At 41.1% G+C, this 17,916-nt stretch carries 14 protein-coding genes and 1 pseudogene; 1 reads left to right on the plus strand and 14 read right to left on the minus strand.

Annotated elements, in window-relative coordinates:
• Position 1 precedes the first annotated feature (1 nt).
• Positions 2–139, plus strand: a pseudogene (locus QKW49_RS03080) (IS3 family transposase); the annotation flags it as partial.
• A gap of 74 nt (positions 140–213) precedes the next feature.
• Here the strand turns inward: QKW49_RS03080 and QKW49_RS03085 are convergent.
• From QKW49_RS03085 to QKW49_RS03150, 14 genes are all read right to left on the minus strand, one after another.
• Positions 214–1,188 carry a bacteriophage abortive infection AbiH family protein gene (locus QKW49_RS03085; protein ID WP_282866125.1) on the minus strand — a complete coding sequence of 325 codons (975 nt, stop codon included), beginning with the start codon at positions 1,186–1,188 and terminating at the stop codon, positions 214–216.
• A gap of 187 nt (positions 1,189–1,375) precedes the next feature.
• The gene (locus tag QKW49_RS03090) at positions 1,376–2,875 is read right to left on the minus strand and encodes a hypothetical protein (RefSeq protein WP_282866126.1); all 1,500 of its coding nucleotides are present in this window, start codon (positions 2,873–2,875) and stop codon (positions 1,376–1,378) included.
• 172 nt (positions 2,876–3,047) lie between these two features.
• Positions 3,048–4,439 (minus strand): restriction endonuclease, encoded by a 1,392-nt coding sequence (locus QKW49_RS03095; protein WP_282866127.1) that lies wholly within the window; start codon positions 4,437–4,439, stop codon positions 3,048–3,050.
• Positions 4,440–4,617: 178 nt separating this feature from the next.
• A complete protein-coding gene (locus QKW49_RS03100; protein WP_282866128.1) occupies positions 4,618–5,706 on the minus strand; it encodes a hypothetical protein in 1,089 nt (362 codons plus the stop codon).
• A gap of 144 nt (positions 5,707–5,850) precedes the next feature.
• On the minus strand, positions 5,851–6,168 hold the full coding sequence (locus tag QKW49_RS03105; RefSeq protein ID WP_282866129.1) for a type II toxin-antitoxin system RelE/ParE family toxin: 318 nt from the start codon (positions 6,166–6,168) through the stop codon (positions 5,851–5,853).
• Entirely contained in the window at positions 6,146–6,436 is a 291-nt protein-coding gene (locus QKW49_RS03110) for a type II toxin-antitoxin system Phd/YefM family antitoxin (RefSeq protein WP_282866130.1), read from the minus strand. Before QKW49_RS03110 ends, QKW49_RS03105 begins: the two co-directional genes overlap by 23 nt.
• A gap of 283 nt (positions 6,437–6,719) precedes the next feature.
• Entirely contained in the window at positions 6,720–7,418 is a 699-nt protein-coding gene (locus QKW49_RS03115) for a hypothetical protein (RefSeq protein ID WP_282866131.1), read from the minus strand.
• A 2-nt stretch (positions 7,419–7,420) separates the two neighbouring features.
• Complete coding sequence (locus QKW49_RS03120; protein WP_282866132.1) at positions 7,421–8,293, minus strand: ImmA/IrrE family metallo-endopeptidase; 873 nt, start codon at positions 8,291–8,293, stop codon at positions 7,421–7,423.
• Positions 8,271–8,636: a helix-turn-helix transcriptional regulator gene (locus QKW49_RS03125; protein ID WP_282866133.1), complete on the minus strand. Its 366-nt coding sequence runs from the start codon at positions 8,634–8,636 to the stop codon at positions 8,271–8,273. The genes QKW49_RS03120 and QKW49_RS03125 overlap by 23 nt, the downstream gene beginning before the upstream one ends.
• Positions 8,637–8,880: 244 nt before the next feature.
• Positions 8,881–9,831 (minus strand): DUF3991 and TOPRIM domain-containing protein, encoded by a 951-nt coding sequence (locus QKW49_RS03130; RefSeq protein WP_282868049.1) that lies wholly within the window; start codon positions 9,829–9,831, stop codon positions 8,881–8,883.
• Positions 9,832–9,900: 69 nt separating this feature from the next.
• Positions 9,901–10,245 carry a DUF6664 family protein gene (locus QKW49_RS03135; protein WP_282866134.1) on the minus strand — a complete coding sequence of 115 codons (345 nt, stop codon included), beginning with the start codon at positions 10,243–10,245 and terminating at the stop codon, positions 9,901–9,903.
• A 78-nt stretch (positions 10,246–10,323) separates the two neighbouring features.
• Positions 10,324–16,179, minus strand: a complete 5,856-nt coding sequence (locus QKW49_RS03140; protein ID WP_349239119.1) for an SNF2-related protein — start codon at positions 16,177–16,179, stop codon at positions 10,324–10,326.
• Positions 16,180–16,412: 233 nt separating this feature from the next.
• Entirely contained in the window at positions 16,413–16,763 is a 351-nt protein-coding gene (locus QKW49_RS03145; RefSeq protein ID WP_349239068.1) for a TnpV protein, read from the minus strand.
• Between the two features lie 848 nt (positions 16,764–17,611).
• Positions 17,612–17,911 (minus strand): hypothetical protein, encoded by a 300-nt coding sequence (locus QKW49_RS03150; RefSeq protein ID WP_282866136.1) that lies wholly within the window; start codon positions 17,909–17,911, stop codon positions 17,612–17,614.
• Positions 17,912–17,916 lie beyond the last annotated feature (5 nt).

Raw genomic sequence — 17,916 nt, forward strand, 5'->3', positions numbered from 1 at the left:
CAAAAAGAAAGAAACTAACCACAGAACCTATCATTCATTTCAGGAGCTACAACTTTCTGTCTTTGAATATATTGAGGGCTACTATAACTCCAAGAGACTACATGGGACTCTTGGGATGCTCACCCCAAATGAAATAGAAAATTTATGCTGGGGGGCAAGTCTAAGCCGCTGCTCTCAGATAATTTTTGTAAAAAAGCGTGTCCATTTTCTTGACTACAATACATTATCCCAAAACTCATCGGTCTGTACATACTTTACTTCATAATTTCCATCAATTTCGACTTCATCAAATGCATGCTTAAGACCAGCATATGCTTCATCATTATACCAATACACTGTCCATTTTGTATCTCTTCTAACACACTCTTTGATTTTCAATAAATATGGAATATCAACGCTTCCAGCTGACCAACCGATTACTATAACACGTTCTATTTTATTTAAGCTTCTAAAAAATCTACTATGAAAATTAATTATTGAGTTAGTATCTTTTAATATTGCCTCCAGATAATCAGCTATTGCATCTTGAATGCTTGACTCGCCTTCATCATATTCTTCATCTGCTTCCTTAGCCCACTGACGATGTTTCTCACTTTCAGCTTTATTGCAATGTCCAATAATTGGTGAGATGTCCGAAACACTCTCAACGCTGCCATGAATATGTGTAACGTCTTCAATCTGATATACGTGCTCTAGCACATCAGTATAGTTAAAATTCAAAAAACAGTCTTCATTGTTACCTATCAACTCTTTCTTCCTTGGAAGAATGTTACTAGTATCAATCTGCTCAATCCATTCTTTCATATAATCCTGTAATAAATTTACAAAACCGAACTGGTCTCGCCAATAAACGTCCATTGTGTCGCGAATACCAATATTTCCTCCATCCAAGTCCATATCATCAAGAATACAGGAAGAAAAATTAAGCATATCTGTGATATCAGGATGCCCCATCGATTCTTCAAATGCACTCCAAAGATCTTTATTCACAGCTTGGTTCCATCTTTCTTGAGCTTTTATTGTATACCAAGGCTCTGTGTCGTCCAATTGCTGAATGTCATACAATTTTTCAAACTCTATTAAAAATTCAGGGTAATTCTGTTCAAGATATGTTCTAAACTTCCAATAGTCTGTATGGAGTCCATGTGCAACATCAAATCCATTGCCAATAATATACAGTCTTTTCATCTCACCCACATCTCCTCTAAATATCTTCTATACCTTTCTTCAGCAACACGCATATTCAGTTTGTTACTATCCCAAAGGCTTTCTACAACAGTGACTGGTTCATCATAGCCCTTTATCTGCCTGTAGCTTATTACTAGAATATAACCTGATAAATTAGAAGGTTTTATTTCCTCAAATTTTAAAGTGTTTATTCTATCTCAGCGTAAAAACGTCCTTGCCTTATTCCAAATTCAACAATCGAAGGAAATATATTTTCGCCACAGTTTGCTATTGCAACAACACTGAACGCCCATTCCATTAATTCATCGGGCAACAAATAACATGTGGGAGTATTATTATCCAAAATTGTAATACAAGCTTTTTCCATTTTGCCGAAAAAGCCTACGCTAAGTACGGTGTATTTTTTGCCCTGATTATTCATACATAGTATTTTATGCTTTCTGTAATTGATATAACACTTTGCCCCTTTCTGGTTGTAATAAGCTCCTTCTTCGTCTATTTTTGTTGCTTCAATCGGTAGTTTGCTTTTCATTAGCTCGAATCTGTCATTCAAAGCTTGAACAGCCAAAGAATTTAAGTTAATTTGATGCTGCTCTGCGGTGCTTTTATTGTACTTCTCTATATCATCAAAGGAATCAAAATAATTCAGAATACATATTAAATAAAGAAAATTATCCGAGTAACATCCAGAATACGTTTTGTACCATGTCTTATGTTGGTCTATTATTAACACTTTGAGTTTTTTATAAATATCTAAATGCTCTTGTTTAATCCTAAACCATCTTTTTTTCAAGAATAATAATTTTTCTGTTTCTTTTGTTGAGCCGGGCTCAAATGAATCTTGAATTGCTTTCAGAAATGATGAAACTATACCGACAACGAAATCAGTGATTCTTAGCCCCTCATTGTTAACGGAATCGTCTTCTTGGCAATTTTTTAGTCCCTCTGATTGTGCAGATTTTAAGGTCTTTCCGTCACCTTCTCTATCGATAATCAACCAGTAATCGTTAATGTTTATTTCACTCAAGTAATTTCTAAAACCCCAAAAGGCCATTTTATAATTCCAATCAATGCTAAAATCCGCAGAACTATCTTCGAGAAGAATCAGCGCCTGATCAATTGCCGAAGTTTCCATTTCTCTCTTTTGTCCCTTTTGATTTTCATTTTTAATTTCGTTCAAAAATTCTTTCAGCTCATATATGAAAGAGTCATCATTTCGGTAGACTGACTCGTATACATTTTGAGGACGATATAAAGAAACCAATTTGGCAATAGAGTACTTTAAACTATCCGCATCTACGAGCAAAGAGTTTTTATAAGAATTAAGTAATTGAATTATAATATATTCTACTTTACTAAACACACATATGTATAAAAACAAGTCATGGTTGATAATGATATCCAACAAATCACTTATAAAACATAAATCTTCTTTTCTAAATGAACACAATCCAGAAACATATTTTTTAGGCCTTATAACGGTGCTTTTTAACTCTCCGATTACAGTAAATGCCTTCTTATATTTTTCTTCAAAAGTCGAATAATCGTTCTTAACATCAGAACTGATATAATCTGAATATCCTACAATACTCGCAACAAAGTTTTCAGCAAAATTATTTGCTGAAAGGGTATCTTTTGTTAATCTTCTGCTATGTTCCGATTCATCGTAGAAAAAAGAATACTCCATTTTTTCTTATATCTCCTTCGTACTTTCTACTTTTGAGTTTCCCCTTATTGCTAAAATCTTTACTTTCTTGAACGCTGATTATTAGCCTGATGAGAAGTTCGGTATGTTACCCATCATAAACATAATGGGAAGTTTATCCATCAAAGTAAATACTATTAAAAATGCTATGATATCAAGTATTTTTTTCTTGAAAAGCAACTATACTATTTTTTATTTCAATCATATATTGATTCAGATGTTTTCTAAATCCAAGCTTCGATATGGCAATGGCAGGATGCACCATAATCTTCAAAGTATACAGTGCGTCTTCATCTTTATCATATCCTTCATCAGGAAGGAAAATATGATGTTGCTCTAACTCAAAATGTTGCATTACCGAAGTTGGAAATGTCGATAATAATTCAGATAATTCATCAAATTCATTGCATTCAAATCTAATTTCTGCATTGAAGAAATTATCAATTTGAAAATCTGATCCTTTTATTGTATCTTCCCATGAAAAATTATCAGAGAAACGTGCTAAATTTTCAACATTTGCATTACTTGCTTTTAATATCCGTATAAATGGCAATTTTCCGAAAGCATCAGTTAAATCATTAAATGCTGATTTCCTGATTTGCTCTGTAAATTCTCTTGTGTCATCTTTAAAAACATAATAAAACGTACCTTTTTTCTCTCTTTCCATTCCTGATTTAAAATTAGGTATATAATATGCATAATAGCTTTGATGGTCTAAATCGAAGTTGTCACTGCCTCCATTATATTCATATATCTTCAAATCAACATCATAAAGAGTACCATCAATAATTCTCTCATTGCAAAAGCTTATTACATCAGCCGAAGGCTTAAAATTGTCTTCTGATGTTCCTTGAGGAATTAAATAATCAAGATAAAGCATGAAGTTTGAGTATTTATCATCAAAATATACTGCACGAAGCCGAATATAATGATGTTGTGGTAGTTTAAGTCGTCTTAACTCATCCAATCGTTCCGCAATATATTTCAGATACCAGTCGCAATTTGTTCCAATCCTAAGTGCAAAATAGAAAATATTCCCCTTGTAATTTGCGTGCCAAAAATAAGAATCAATCTTACTAATCTGCCATCCAAGCTGTTTCGAAGAGTTTGGAAAAAACATATTAACTATAGACCAATTATCAGGGACTAATAATTGGCGTTCTAATGTCCTGCAATCCCAAAACGCTGTTGTTATCTTTCTGTTATTTTCAATTCCTTCAAGGGTCTGAACTACTGTTGCCGATGGGAAAGTTGAACATACAAGAAGGTATCCATCAGCATTATATAATCCACACGAATTTTCAATTACACCTAATTCTGAAATACCCACAGACTTCCCAGAGTGAGCATTATGCTTGCATTGAACAAGCCACCTGCGAGTAAATTCCTTAAAACAACTCTGATATCGTTCTATACATAATAAATCCTTTCCACCATCTGGACCTTTTCCACTCCAATAAACTTCCAAGCCTTTATTATATATCAACTCCCGAATTAGGAGTTCAAAATCATTGCCATCCTTATCTAATTCTTTAAAATCAAGCATGTACATCCTCCACTCTTGGGCTTTCTACTAATTATTTTACATTCAAACTATAGAAAACTGCTCAGTTATATTCCTCAATCATCTATTTAACTGCATATGAAAATAAAATACTTTTCCAATTTCCCATTATTGCTACTACATCAAGTTCCCATCATCCATATTTAATTCTGCACAGTTCCTATACTTCTTGCACATTCGTGTTTATTGCGAAAAAGCCTGCTTTTATAATTACATAAAGTTCTTCATAAGTATGGTAATCAGAAAGGTCGGCTATCTCCTCCAAATGAGTTTTGAATTTTCCTATGTCGATAAGAACAGGATAGCCATTGCCATACACAACATCACTTAACTTTGAGAACGCATATTGACAATCAGGTGGGTATGAGTCATCAATGCTTTGAAGTTCAGAAATAATCATCTGTTGTAAGTATGTAAATAACTTTTCTATTTCACCTAAAAGCGCAGTTCTATAACGCTCCACGAGTTCTTGGTTTTTTGAATTAGTAATAACTGTAGTAAAAATCATTCTAAGTTCTTCTAATTCATAATTGTAATAATCATTATTAAGCCTTTGTTTAGCTTCTTTAATTAATATCTCTATTTGCTTAGTCGGATTGCCATCCCTTATTATTTTTCGATTGCGCCATGAAGCAAAATATTGCTCAACCTTCGTATCTATTTCCTTCATTATAGTATTAAGGTGATTATACCGAATCTTGGCGAATGTAAGCAATTCATCAAAATGGATATCCAAGAATAGGGAGTCCTTATCAGGTTGATTGCTATAGAGAATTATAGAAAAATCTCCCTTACCGAAACCGCCTCCAGACCAACTTGCGTATCGCCGCTCACTTTTACCATCTCCACTGAAATTATCATTCAAATTTATGGGATGTGCTGCAAAGCAGGCTCGTATTGTCTTAAAATAATTATTGTCGCTTGATGAAAAAAGTTTATTTTTAAATGATGAATTATCAGTAGCAAAAGGTACCTTATTGGTGTGAAAAAATACACGATGTAATTGTTGAACTGCCTCCCATAGTACGTCTATGCATGTAATAAAAGTCATTACTTTGATGCTGGATTCGTTATCATTTTTACACGAAAGATTATTTGTATCAATCGAGTCTACCACTACTTCGATCCAGTCCATTGCAGAGCAGATGATACTCCATAGATTTTTCCCATTACTATTACGGTACATTTGTAAGATTATATCTTGATCATTTACTTTTTTACGAAATTCATTTATAAGCGCTCTATCCATTACTTTTCCCTTTTTATTCCCGCATTGTTACCTATTATCTATAGTTACTACTAAATTTAACTTCTTAGCTTCCCATTATTGCTATAATACAAACTTAGCTAAACCTTCAAATTCCTACTTGTCCGCACGTTAGTATAAATAATTCTACCTTACCAACCACCCGTAATCCTGCCTGCAATCTACGATATAGTCAACATATACCGTCTGATCTTTAATTTGATATAATATAAGATACCATTTCTCTACAAACATCTTATGATATTTGTTTGGTGGAATAAATTCTGCCTCTAAAAACAGAAAACGCTCCGGCATTTGGTGTAGGGAGCGAATGGAGTCCATTAATTTGTTCTTTAATTCACGGGCAGCGGAGGGGCTTTTTTGTGCCAGAAACCGAATATGGTTTGCCAGCATCTTACGTGAGCGGTCAGAAACAATAACTTTATATTGATGTTTCTTTTCCATGTTCCACCTCATCAATTATGCTGTCCAGATAACTGTCCAGTTCATCTGGTGTCACTCCAGCGCGTCCAGCCAGACGATCTTCCTCAACAGCCAGCAGTTCTTCCCGTAGCTTCAGCATTTTCTCACGGCGGTTAAATGCCTCTATGTCCATAACCACAAGATCACCCTCGCCGTTTTTTGTAAGATACACAGGTTCTCCGGTAGATTTGCACAACGCTGCAATTTCATTGTAATTCTGCCGGATGCTTGCGGATGGCTTAATCTGCATGGTATCAGCTCCTCATAGTAATATTCTAATCATATTATACCTCTTTCCTACCATTAAAATCAATGAATATTTCGTCTATGTCGTTTATATTAATTCACGTTCTCGCCGATGCCGTAAGCCTAAAACAATTTTCTAATAGTCGTTATAATCTTTTCCACGCTTCGGCGGTTCATCGAAAACAAAGAAAAAGGCACCTATTCAGCACCTTTACATAGGAAAATATTTTATATGGGTATTCACTTAAGTAAGATGCATATATGTAATTATTGCTCAATCCACAAGTTTAGTTGAATACAGGGTATAATGCTTCCATAGCATTAATAAACTGACCCCATTCCGGGTTCTTTTGTTTTTCATGTGATGTAAGGTAATACTGGTATTTATATAGCATTCTCAAAGCTTTATTCTCACTTTTATCTGTTTTATAAAGATAGAAAATCAGTTCATACATTTTTATCACTTGTACATTGTCCAAACCTGTCATCCATTCTTCCGCTTTTTCTATTAACTGAACAGTGTTGGAATCATGGGTAGCAAAATAAATCAATCCTTTTACAGCTATGTATGCAAGAGATTTTACTTCACCCCGGTCGTCTTTATTATCAAGCAAGGGATCATATTTTGTTAAAGGATAAATTTTTTCTTCTATTGAATTTCTAAGCATATATTCTTCTGCCGTCAGTGATGAATCCTTATGAATAGTAAGACGCGGAGGTGAATTGTTGATATTTGTATCAATGTAAGTTCTGACTGATGGTAGTACCAGCTCATCATACACAGCTTCATGGATAGCCAGGTTAGGGAATGCTTCAAATATTGGCTCAAGCCATATGCGTTGAAATACAAGAAAATCGAAAGATTTGTTTGCATACCTGCTTCTATCCGGTGGAATTAGAAAATTAGCATCTAAAGTAATGACTTGGCCCGGATTACTAAAAATACTTACTAAGGTCGGATTTGGGGAGGAGAGATGTATATCCATCACTAACCCTCCTCGTTAAAGAATTCTTCAAATTCATCTATATCTTCATCAGATACTTCGAACTTATAACCAAAGTCATCAGGTTTTTTGTTGAAGAGGTTTAATGTATTTATGAATTTGTCTTCATCTATAATGCCATCTTCAAAATTGCGAATAATAATTTCGATGTCCTTTGGAGAAGTACCAATATTATTTGTAGCCGTGTTAAGCTTTACAAATACTTCTTTATTAATAGCCTTACCCATGCGACCATATTCACCGTCCAAATCACGCTCATCAATGTTATACAGTCGTTCATATTGTTCATCAGAAACAGCATCAATTTCTCTTAATCTCTTGACAAGCGAACGATATGGGAGCCACCAGACACATTGCAACCTGGCTATAAAGCGAAGCAACATTTTTGTTTGTATTTTCCTAAGTGAAGATGTTTTAAATTCATCAAGCACAATACTTTTTAATGTGCTTTCAGGAAGGAGGAATTCAGCAGCAAATCGATTAGCCTCAGCTTCTACATAACTATTCTCTTCCTCTGACAATCGACTAAGATGTGAACCGGTCTTTGTGTAAAAATGATATAGCTCATGGACAATGGCAAATATCTGCTTGTCAAAAAAGTCAGCAGTGTTTAAACCAATGAAAACAAGCTCTTTATCACCTTCCGTGGAGCACATGAGTGCCGCAGAGAATGCCGGTTTTACATCATCTGACTTAATAGGATATTCTAATAATAGAATATTCATATTTTCAAGAATTGTAAAAATGTCATTAGCAATTGGTGTTTCACCTATAAAGCCCAGTTTGCGGCGCTCATCCCCTGCTAACTTACGAATATTTTCAATTTGAATTTCATTAAGAGAGATTGAGTGATTCATTTTCAAATTTACTCCTTAACAATATTTGCTGCCTAAGAGATAGCATCATTGTAAAAAGTTTTTCTACCCCTTCTTTTTCAGATTCACTTAATGTTTCACTGCGCAAAGCAATAAATGAGTTCGATTCTTGTTTTTCAATGAACATATCAACAATATCAAACTCAAGCGTATTGGCCAAAGACTCCAACTGGATAATAGAAGGAATAAAGTTCTCACGTTCTATGCGGCCTATCATTACTCTATTTATACCGGTAAGATCACTTAGCTGTTCTTGTGTCAGTCCTTTTTCTTCACGTTTTAACTTCACTATTTCTGCAAGTTTTGCAACAGATAATTTTTTCATTTTTCAGGCCTCCTTTTAATACATAGTATTCCCACTCTCAACTATATGATACTATAAATTTCATTTTTGGTCAATAAATAAGTAAAATATGAGATTTGATTTGTATAATGAAATTTAAAATTACACCACTCCAAACAAAAACCTGTACTCTTAAACCACTCAGAGTGTAAAATAGAATATTTTTATTTTTCTCCCGCTATCACTTTTATTTCAGCGCTAACATGTCATAAATAAAACCTTCAGCTTATTCTCGCTCCTGGGGCTGCTGTATTCTTAATACAATTTTCAGATATTCGTTATAATCCTTTCCACGCTTCGGCAGGTCATCGGAAACGGTATAGCCGGACGGGATAATGGTTTGAATGGCTTTCGCCGCCAGTCGCCCTGGTATGTCGTTATCCAAATGCAAAACAATATCTTTAATGTACGGAAAATCCTTTAAGTATTGCATGAGTGCAGCAGGTGGAGTACTCTCCTCAATATTCTTTTTCGGCTTGTAAATTCCCGCAAGGGATAGACAGTTTTCCAGCTGCCAGTCCCTACCGGAAAGCAGTTTCAGTGTGCCATAGGACAATAAATCAATAGCGCTTTCAAACAGATGCAGCCTGCAGCACTGCTTACTGGCCGATATGGAAAAAGAAAAGTGCTTATTGCTCCCATTGGCTTCACCCATATACCGCCTATTGGTCGTACCCCGGAGTGTCGCATATTGTGGTGTGCCCTGGCGGTCAAAGCCCACAAAGACGGCATTATGATAATCTCGGCTTTCGTATAACCGTCCGGTTTTGATACAGTACTCAATTAAAGAGCTATGAATACCTCGTCCCATAAGGTAGGCAATAACACGGTCATTGTTTTCGTTCTTCTCCGGTAAAAGCAGTTTCTTCGGTTCAGTGGATTTCTGTGCCTTTGCCTGAGCAGGTGGCGTGATGGTCGCTTGTCCGTCAATTTGAACAACTGCTTCAGGGAGCGTCAAGCCTCTCACCTTGATGAGATAGTCAAGAGCAGAACGCCCCCCGATACCACGTGACCACCAACACCATTTTCCGTTGGATATTTTCAAGCTGTCATGGGTGCGTGTAGTATACACATTGCCTGAAAAATGTACTAGCTCGTTTGGTTCATAGTATTGCAGATAGGTTAGCAAATCCATTTGCTTTGCACGCTCAATCTGCTCCGGTGTTACATAGGGCATCTTCATCACCTCTGAAAATGAAAAAACACCGGAGTTTTCCGATGCTTTTCCATGAATTTTGGGGTACAACTATATTGCACCGATTTTTTTAAGATAAGAAAAACCGTCTATATGTCCGCGGAAATAAAGCTGCACGCGCTCCATATTTTCCATCCAGTTGACCACATTCAGGTAGTCCAGAAGGATTTCATGTTCCTTTGTGCTTATCGTAATCTGGCCATGACCATCAACAACCTCCTGGATGAAAGAGTTCTGCTCCAACATTTCCTTTTTCTTATTATAGAACTGCTTGTATTCAGCATTGTCATGAAGAAGATTAACGGCTACATCACTGTCAATTTCGGGAAATAACTCCTCCAAACGTATTGCTAAATCCTGAAAAGCATATGATTGTATATTATCTGACTCGTTCATACCATTACTCCTTTTTATTTCACTATAAGCATTCAATTTTTGAAAGTCAAAGATACAAAAGCCTTTCATTTTTACAGGTTATCTTTCATATCCCACAGCCTTCCTTTCGGGCACATCCATATCCTCGTCCGGCTCGCCATCCATTATCTCGTTTTCTTGCTTATCCATGTTGAGCAGGATATTCAGTTCCGCCAGTCTTGCAGACTTTGTTTGCAGTTCCTGTTCTTTCTCAAAGGGGATGTCGATCTCCTTCTTAGCCGTTTCCATCTGCTGACGGAGTGTTTTTAACTGTTCTTTGCAATATTCCAGTTTCTTTGGTATTTCGGCCAGCACATTGTTTATACGGGTAATGTTGCCGTGGATGTCCGTGCCCAAAGTTACCGTATGGCTTAAAGCACCACGTAAAGTGATCTGGTACTGCTTATTGAAGCCGTCAAAGGAAAACAGTAATGGAAAGCCCATATAACTGCCCAGTTCCTGTGGCTCCGGTGAGGTCATCAACTTGCAGGCTTCCAGGATAGCCTCGCCTGCCTTTGCTTTTTCGGTGTAATGGATGTCTTTGACAGTCATGCCCGCGAATTTGCTATCTTCTGTGCTATCCCCGGCAGGTTCCGGGCTACTATGTTGCTCAAACATGCTAAGGTCTTTTTCATAGCCTGCAATGCGTTCCTCGGTGGATTTGATCTGTTGCGGATAGTGCTTGAGCAATCTGTCCTCCAAAGCGTAACGCTGGCTCAAATGGTTAGCTTTCAGCAGTTTGAGTTTGGAAACCTGAATATCTAAATCCATCTTTTCCTTGATATAAGGATTACCTGTGGCCAATGCTTTTACCTCGGCGTAGGAAAGTGCCGTCTCATCTATATCCTCGGCTGAACGTACATGGGACTTGCCGGTCATAATCTGGGAAATGAAGCGCTGCTTGTTCTCTAAAATCTGATATAGGTAGGCGTCAAAGGTGTTTTCGGTTACATACCGGAAGATATGCACCTCATCATTTTTGTTGCCCTGACGCACTATACGTCCTGAACGCTGCTCCAAATCGCGCGGCCGCCACGGGCAATCCAGATCATGAAGGGCAATCAACCTGTCTTGGACATTGGTTCCGGCCCCCATCTTAAAGGTGGAACCTAACAGGATTCGCACCTGTCCCTTACGGACTTTGGCAAACAGCTCTTTTTTCCGGGTTTCCGTATTAGCATCATGAATAAAAGCAATCTCGTCGGCTGGAACTCCGCGGTCAGTGAGCTTTTGCCGTACATCCCCATAGATATTAAAGTTTCCGTCGTTTTTGGGAGTGGACAGGTCGCAAAATACAAGCTGTGTTAATCTCTGATCCCGGTTTTCATGCCAAAGGCGGAAAGTATTATCCACACAGGCGTTTACCTTGCTTCTCTCGTGGTCAGGCAGCATGGAATTGGCCAGCCGCTGGTCGAGGGCCAGCTTGCGCCCGTCGTTTGTTATTTTCAGCATGTTATCCTCATAGGGTTCCACCACCCGGTTGCGCACCCGTTCGGCGCGTTCCGCAAGCTCGGCCACCATTCCCTGTTGGAATTCGCTGGGCTTCACCGCCACATTATGATAGTTGGCCTTCGGTACCGGCAAATTCAGCATATCCGCTGTCTTAATGTCCGCGACTTCCTTGAACATATTCATGAGTTCCGGCAGGTTATAAAAGCGGGCAAACCTCGTTTTGGCCCGGTAGCCCGTGCCTTCCGGCGCAAGCTCAATGGCGGTTACGGTTTCTCCGAAGGTGGAAGCCCAACAGTCAAAATGCTGGAGTCCGTTTCTGCGCAGCGCTTCATATTGCAGATAACGCTGCATGGTGTACATCTCTGTAATGGAATTGGAAATAGGCGTACCTGTGGCAAAGATGGTTCCTCTTCCCTCCGTCAGCTCGTCCAGATAGCGGCATTTTGCAAACAAGTCGGAGGACTTTTGCGCGTCGGTCTGGGACAGCCCTGCAACATTGCGCATTTTCGTATAAAGAAACAGGTTCTTGTAAAAGTCCGCCTCATCCACAAAAAGCCGGTCAACTCCCAATTCCTCAAAGGTCACCACATCATCCTTGCGGCTGGTATCATTGAGCTTATCCAGTCTTAATTTCAAAGTCTTCTTTGTTTTTTCAAGCTGCTTAATGGCGTAGCGCTCGCCGTGTTCTTCTTTCAATTCCCGGATGCCGCTGGTTATCTCGCTAATTTGTTCCTCAAGCTGCCGTTTTTGTCGTTCCTGGGAGATGGGTATTTTCTCAAACTGGCTGTGCCCGATGATTACCGCGTCGTAATCGCCGGTAGCAATACGGGCACAAAACTTCTTGCGGTTCTTGGTTTCAAAGTCTTTTTTGGTAGCCACAAGGATGTTGGTGCTTGGGTAAAGCTGCAAAAACTCCGCCGCCCACTGCTCGGTGAGGTGGTTGGGCACCACAAACAGGCTTTTCTGGCAAAGCCCCAAATGCTTGCTTTCCATAGCTATAGCAGCCATTTCATAAGTTTTTCCGGCTCCTACACAGTGAGCCAAAAGGGTGTTGCCACCATAAAGGCCATGGGCAACTGCGTCCACCTGGTGTTTACGCAGAGTAATTTCCGGGTTCATGCCGGTGAAACGGATGTGGCTGCCGTCATACTCACGGGGACGGATGGAATTGAAACGGTCGTTATAAATTCGCGTCAACCGCTCCCGGCGCTGTGGGTCTTTCCATATCCAGCTTTGGAATGCCTCCTTGATGGCCTCCTGCTTCTGCTGTGCGATGGCGGTTTCTTTCTTATTCAGTATCCGCTTCTCATTGCCGTCCTCGATGATTGTATCAAAAATGCGTACATCCTTGAGGTTTAATGTTTCCTCAATAATCTTGTAAGCATTGATACGCTTGGTACCATAAGTCACGTTAGCCTTGATGTTGTCGCTGCGGTCGTCGTTTTTGCCTTTTACGTTCCAGTTAGCGGTATAGGCAGAATATAAAACACCAATATAGCGCCTGTACATATAAGGGGTTTCCAGCAACTCGAACATAAAGTCTTTGATCACATCCGGAGGAAGCCAGGTTGCGCCAAGCCGCACGTCGATTTCAGAAGCATCCAGGTCCTTTGGCTGTACTGCTTCCAATGCTTTAACATTTACGCCGTAAAGGTCTGGGTACATTTCGGCAAACCGCCGGGCTGTTTTCAGTTTTTCCCGCACATTGCCTGACAGGTATTCATCCTCCGTTTCATAGCGCGGATTGCCTTCATTGTCGGCTTTTTCAGGATTACGGAATACAATGCCTTCCAGGTCTTTAAGAATTTGTTCTTCGGATAGTCCTGTCAAGGTCTGCATAAAACCTATATCCACACAGGCTTTTTCCCCGATGGAGATAGCCAGTGCTTCGGTGGCGGTATCTACATGGGTAACACTGGTGTGCTGCCGGATGGTGCGCTTTGTGAACATATCCGCTTTGCGCTCCAGCTTCCCGTCCTCGTCTAATATCTCCAGAGAACAGAGCAGGCAGTAGGAGCTGTCGTCCGAAAAGGCCATATTGTTGCCCCGGCTGTTTAAAATCCCATATTTGGCTGTAAAAGCATCATAGAGATTATTCAATTTTTGCTGCTGTTCCCGGATTATTTCGTCGCTGTAATCCTCGGTCTGATATTCAATGAGCTCCCGGACACAATCCCGGAGGGCAATCATACCCTTGATGCGCCCCTGTGCCGTTACGAAGGTTTCCACGCGGTTCATCCGGCTGTTTTCCTGGTAGTAGATTTCACCGTCCACAAGGCAAAAGCTGAAATTACGCACATCCGGATCTGCCGGAATGGAGGTGTCCTCGTCGTCGGACAATTCGTCCAACTCGTATTCGGTGATTTCCGCGTGGATGTTTTCCAGCGCTTCCCGGAGCAGTTCAGAAAGGTCGGTGTCCTCATGGGGAACACAAGCGGTTTCGTTTTGATTGCCGTACATTCGCTCATCGTAAGCCATTGTTCCAAGCACCATGTCGGGGTTGTCGGCAAAATACTGATTGATGGGGATACCGTCCCCGGTGGTGGAAATGTGCACCCAGTCTGGTTCAATGTCGATTACCCGGTCGCGCTTTTGCAGAAAGATTATGTCGGTGGTAACCTCCGTGCCGGCATTGGCTAAAAAGGCATTGTTGGGAAGCCGGACAGCTCCCAAAAGCTCTGCCCGCTGTGCAATGTACTTGCGTACTTCGGGGTTTTGCTTATCCAGCGTGCCCTTAGAGGTAATAAAGGCGATAATACCCCCAGGCCGCACTTTATCCAGTGTTTTTGCATAAAAGTAGTCGTGGATGTAAAACTTGTGCTTGTCGTACTTCTTGTCCGCCACACCGTAGCTGCCAAAGGGCACATTACCGACGGCCAGGTCAAAAAAGCTGTCAGGCAGATTGGTTTCCTCAAATCCTTGCACTGCGATGCTTGCGTTTTGATAAAGCTGTTTGGCAATCCGTCCTGTAATGCCGTCCAGCTCTACACCGTACAGCTTAGAATTTTTCATGCTCTCTGGCACAAGACCGAAAAAGTTGCCGGTTCCGCAGGCAGGTTCTAAAATATTACCGGTTTCAAAGCCCATATTGGCAAGGCAGTCGTACATCGCTTTAATGACCATGGGGGAAGTGTAATGGGCGTTTAATGTGGAGGCCCTCGCGGATGTATATTCTTCATCAGTGAGCAACTCCTTCAGCTCGGTGTATTCCTTAGCCCACTGGCTGTTTTGTTCATCAAACACCTGTGGCAGACCGCCCCAGCCAACGTACCGGCATAGAATTTCCTGTTCCTCCGGTGTGGCTAAACGGTTTTGTTCCTCCAGTTGGTTCAAGAGCCGGATGGCAGCCACATTCCGTCCGTATTTGGCCTTTGCACCTCCCACACCCAGGTCATCATCGGTTATATGAAAATTCACACGGGGCTGCTTGGGTATTCCCTGTGTTTTCGGTATTTCGGCCGGTTGCTTTTCAGTGTCTTCGGATTGGTCATCCAGCAGCTCCAGGTCGAATTCCACATAGGTTTTTTCGTCTTTGACTTCGCTGTCAATGGTGAAAGTATCACCCTCAGTGGTAATGATCACATCTCCGGTTGCCCGTACCCATTCCGGTGCATCGGGATCGTCTGCATGAAGGGTAACGCTGTCTCTTTTTTCTGTCAGATAATCCTGGTATATCCGCTGGAATATATCCTCATGGAACCATTCCTTAAACTTTGGCAGGCTCGTATAGGCTTGATAAAAAGCCGGATGCTCCTCCCGCATAGAAAGCATAATACGGTGGATGGCATTGTCCAGCTCCCGTTCGGCGCTGTCGGGGTCGGTATCCTTATCCCGCAGGTAGGGGTAGATCTCGTCGGTTCGTATCCTGTTTATGATTTGCGGCAGATACGTCTTGTACAGCGCACTTGGGGATGGCGCTTGTTCTTTTTCGGCTGCTTGCTCTGCAGGAGCTTCCGCCTGTGTTGCAAGGGTTTCCTTCTCATCGGAAATCAAATGGTCATTTAAGGGATTCTCCCCCAGCATCCGGTCAAAGTCACTCCGCGAAAGCTCCTTGCTGAATAATGGGAAGTTTATGTCTCGAAGCTGTACAAAACTGTCATCATAGGAAATAATCTCATACTCGCCCGTCCCAAGATAAACCGTATCTCCAAGTGAATAGATGTACCTTGTATCTTCCCCTGATGGCGGCTTTGGTTCGGAGGAAGCCAGTTCCCGGTTCAGGATTTCATGAGCATAAGCTTTCTCGGCAAGCTGCTGGCTTTGCTCCTCCACCTGCTGCTCATAAACGGGCAGGTATTTTTTTTCCTTGTTGTTTAAGTAGCGGTCAGCAACGATCAATTCACCAAGACGTTTTGCCACCTGATTCCATGAAAGTTTGATGTCAGGATTCGAAATAAAGCTGCCACTTTTGCTGATGGTGATGCCTGTGCCATCGTGCCATGTGTTTCCGTGGGTTCCATTCATAAAGAAATGCGTACCGCCGCCAGTTCCGTATTCACGTTTAAGAAAATCAATGGTTTCTTTGGCGGTATGCTGTTCCCGATAATGCAGATACACACGGTATTTACCGTCCTGAAAGCCTGTACCTTTGCAAAGCACATGGTCAATTTCTTCTTGAGAAATAGAAAAAGCAGAGGTTTTTTCTTCCTCCGCTTTTTCTATGACTTCTATTTGCTCTTCAAAGGTTGGAAACAGGTTTAGCTGTAAATCAGCTCCGCCAGCACCGTTTCCTCCGCTTGATGTCTCAGGCTGTTCATATGTCCCGTCCAGCCCATCGGGTCGTCTGCCTTGTTCGGTGCTGGACTGTTCTCCAAGAGTTTCGCCGTAATTCTCTCGATGCTTTCCCTCGCCGTCCAGTCGGTCTCTGCCAGATGGCTGTTCAGCTTGCCCGACAGCATCAGGCTGGCGTACATCCCTTTCCTGTGGTTTTTCAGATATGTTTTGCGCAACATCCCATATTTGCCGATGTGTGTTTCTTCCTCCGTTAGCGTCAGGTCGGGAATCAGATAATCGCCCTTGGGCGTGTAGGTCAGTTCCATATTCACCATTCCTTTCAGAATCTATATTTTGTTTTACATTTTTATTGTGGCGAACCTCTTGATTTTTTGCAAAGGTGTGGCTTTGATTTTTCTCTGTAATTTGCATCTCCTTGACCGTTGCGCCGATTTCCCTTAAAACCATTTCGGAAATATCGCTGGTGGCGGCTCCCAGTTGGGAAACGGTATCCAGAGTATTGAAGTTAAAAACACCCTGAAGCTCTGCCGAACTCAAATACTCGTCGGCATTGTAACCGCAGCGTACTAAGAGCATATAGGCCACGGAGCTTTTCAGCACTTCCTTGAAGATAACTTCCACGTTCAGGTCGTCCAGCTCCTCTAGAAAGCTGTTCTCCCGGCAATCTGCCAAGTCGGTAAGATAATCCGGAAAATTGTCCTCCACGGCATTACGGGCGGCAGAGATTAAGACACTTGCCATATCCTGTTTTTCCTCCGGCTCACCAAAGGCATTCTCCAGCGTTTCCGTCACAGCCTCTGCATATCTGTCCTGCATTGCCCAAAGGACAATGGGGCGGTCATAGCGGCTGTTGGTATCCGACACATCGAATACATGGCGCAGGCTCAAACGGCTCCCGCTGTCATCGATGAGAGCAATGCCCTTTGCGCCCCGGTTTACCCAACGGCCCAGCTTACGGTTCCATAGCTCAATGGGCGCGCAAGCAGTTGCATCGGGACGCTGTGTATAAATTAAAACCTGATCCTGGAACGGGTATTTGTAGTTCCATGACGCCGTTTTCAAAAAGGAAGTCCAGTTGACAAAATTTTTTGTGATAGTGCGGGCAGTCCTCTCCGAAAGCTCTGTAATCAGTTGCAGTTTCGTTGCCAACTCTTATCCCTCCTTACCGTTCCTGTCCGTGCTTTTTCTTCTGGAACTTTGGTTCCTTTTTTTCGGTTGCCTCCTTTTCCTGCTGAAGACTTCTTAGATAATGGACTTCATCCAGCACCCGATTGCATAAGTCCTCAAGAGCGGTCAGGCGGTCACTAAGATAATGCCCCCAAAAGTAGTCCTTTTCGCCCTTCCTGCATTTCCAGGTGACGAACGGCGCAATCTCTGTATCCCTTTGTCCGATGACAAATTCCGAATTGCCTACGGTCAGCCGGTCGGTGATAATGTAACCGGCATTAATGTCCTTTTCCATAATCA

Source organism: Petroclostridium sp. X23 (genome assembly GCF_030013905.1).
Taxonomy (GTDB): domain Bacteria; phylum Bacillota; class Clostridia; order SK-Y3; family SK-Y3; genus X23.

Excerpts from the sequence above, each read along its gene's own strand:
- QKW49_RS03085 (WP_282866125.1), bottom strand. The coding sequence starts at position 1,188 with ATGAAAAGACTGTATATTATTGGCAATGGATTTGATGTTGCACATGGA.
- QKW49_RS03090 (WP_282866126.1), bottom strand. The coding sequence starts at position 2,875 with ATGGAGTATTCTTTTTTCTACGATGAATCGGAACATAGCAGAAGATTA.
- QKW49_RS03095 (WP_282866127.1), bottom strand. The coding sequence starts at position 4,439 with ATGCTTGATTTTAAAGAATTAGATAAGGATGGCAATGATTTTGAACTC.
- QKW49_RS03100 (WP_282866128.1), bottom strand. The coding sequence starts at position 5,706 with ATGGATAGAGCGCTTATAAATGAATTTCGTAAAAAAGTAAATGATCAA.
- QKW49_RS03105 (WP_282866129.1), bottom strand. The coding sequence starts at position 6,168 with ATGGAAAAGAAACATCAATATAAAGTTATTGTTTCTGACCGCTCACGT.
- QKW49_RS03110 (WP_282866130.1), bottom strand. The coding sequence starts at position 6,436 with ATGCAGATTAAGCCATCCGCAAGCATCCGGCAGAATTACAATGAAATT.
- QKW49_RS03115 (WP_282866131.1), bottom strand. The coding sequence starts at position 7,418 with ATGGATATACATCTCTCCTCCCCAAATCCGACCTTAGTAAGTATTTTT.
- QKW49_RS03120 (WP_282866132.1), bottom strand. The coding sequence starts at position 8,293 with ATGAATCACTCAATCTCTCTTAATGAAATTCAAATTGAAAATATTCGT.
- QKW49_RS03125 (WP_282866133.1), bottom strand. The coding sequence starts at position 8,636 with ATGAAAAAATTATCTGTTGCAAAACTTGCAGAAATAGTGAAGTTAAAA.
- QKW49_RS03130 (WP_282868049.1), bottom strand. The coding sequence starts at position 9,831 with ATGCCCTATGTAACACCGGAGCAGATTGAGCGTGCAAAGCAAATGGAT.
- QKW49_RS03135 (WP_282866134.1), bottom strand. The coding sequence starts at position 10,245 with ATGAACGAGTCAGATAATATACAATCATATGCTTTTCAGGATTTAGCA.
- QKW49_RS03140 (WP_349239119.1), bottom strand. The coding sequence starts at position 16,179 with ATGAATGGAACCCACGGAAACACATGGCACGATGGCACAGGCATCACC.
- QKW49_RS03145 (WP_349239068.1), bottom strand. The coding sequence starts at position 16,763 with ATGGTGAATATGGAACTGACCTACACGCCCAAGGGCGATTATCTGATT.
- QKW49_RS03150 (WP_282866136.1), bottom strand. The coding sequence starts at position 17,911 with ATGGAAAAGGACATTAATGCCGGTTACATTATCACCGACCGGCTGACC.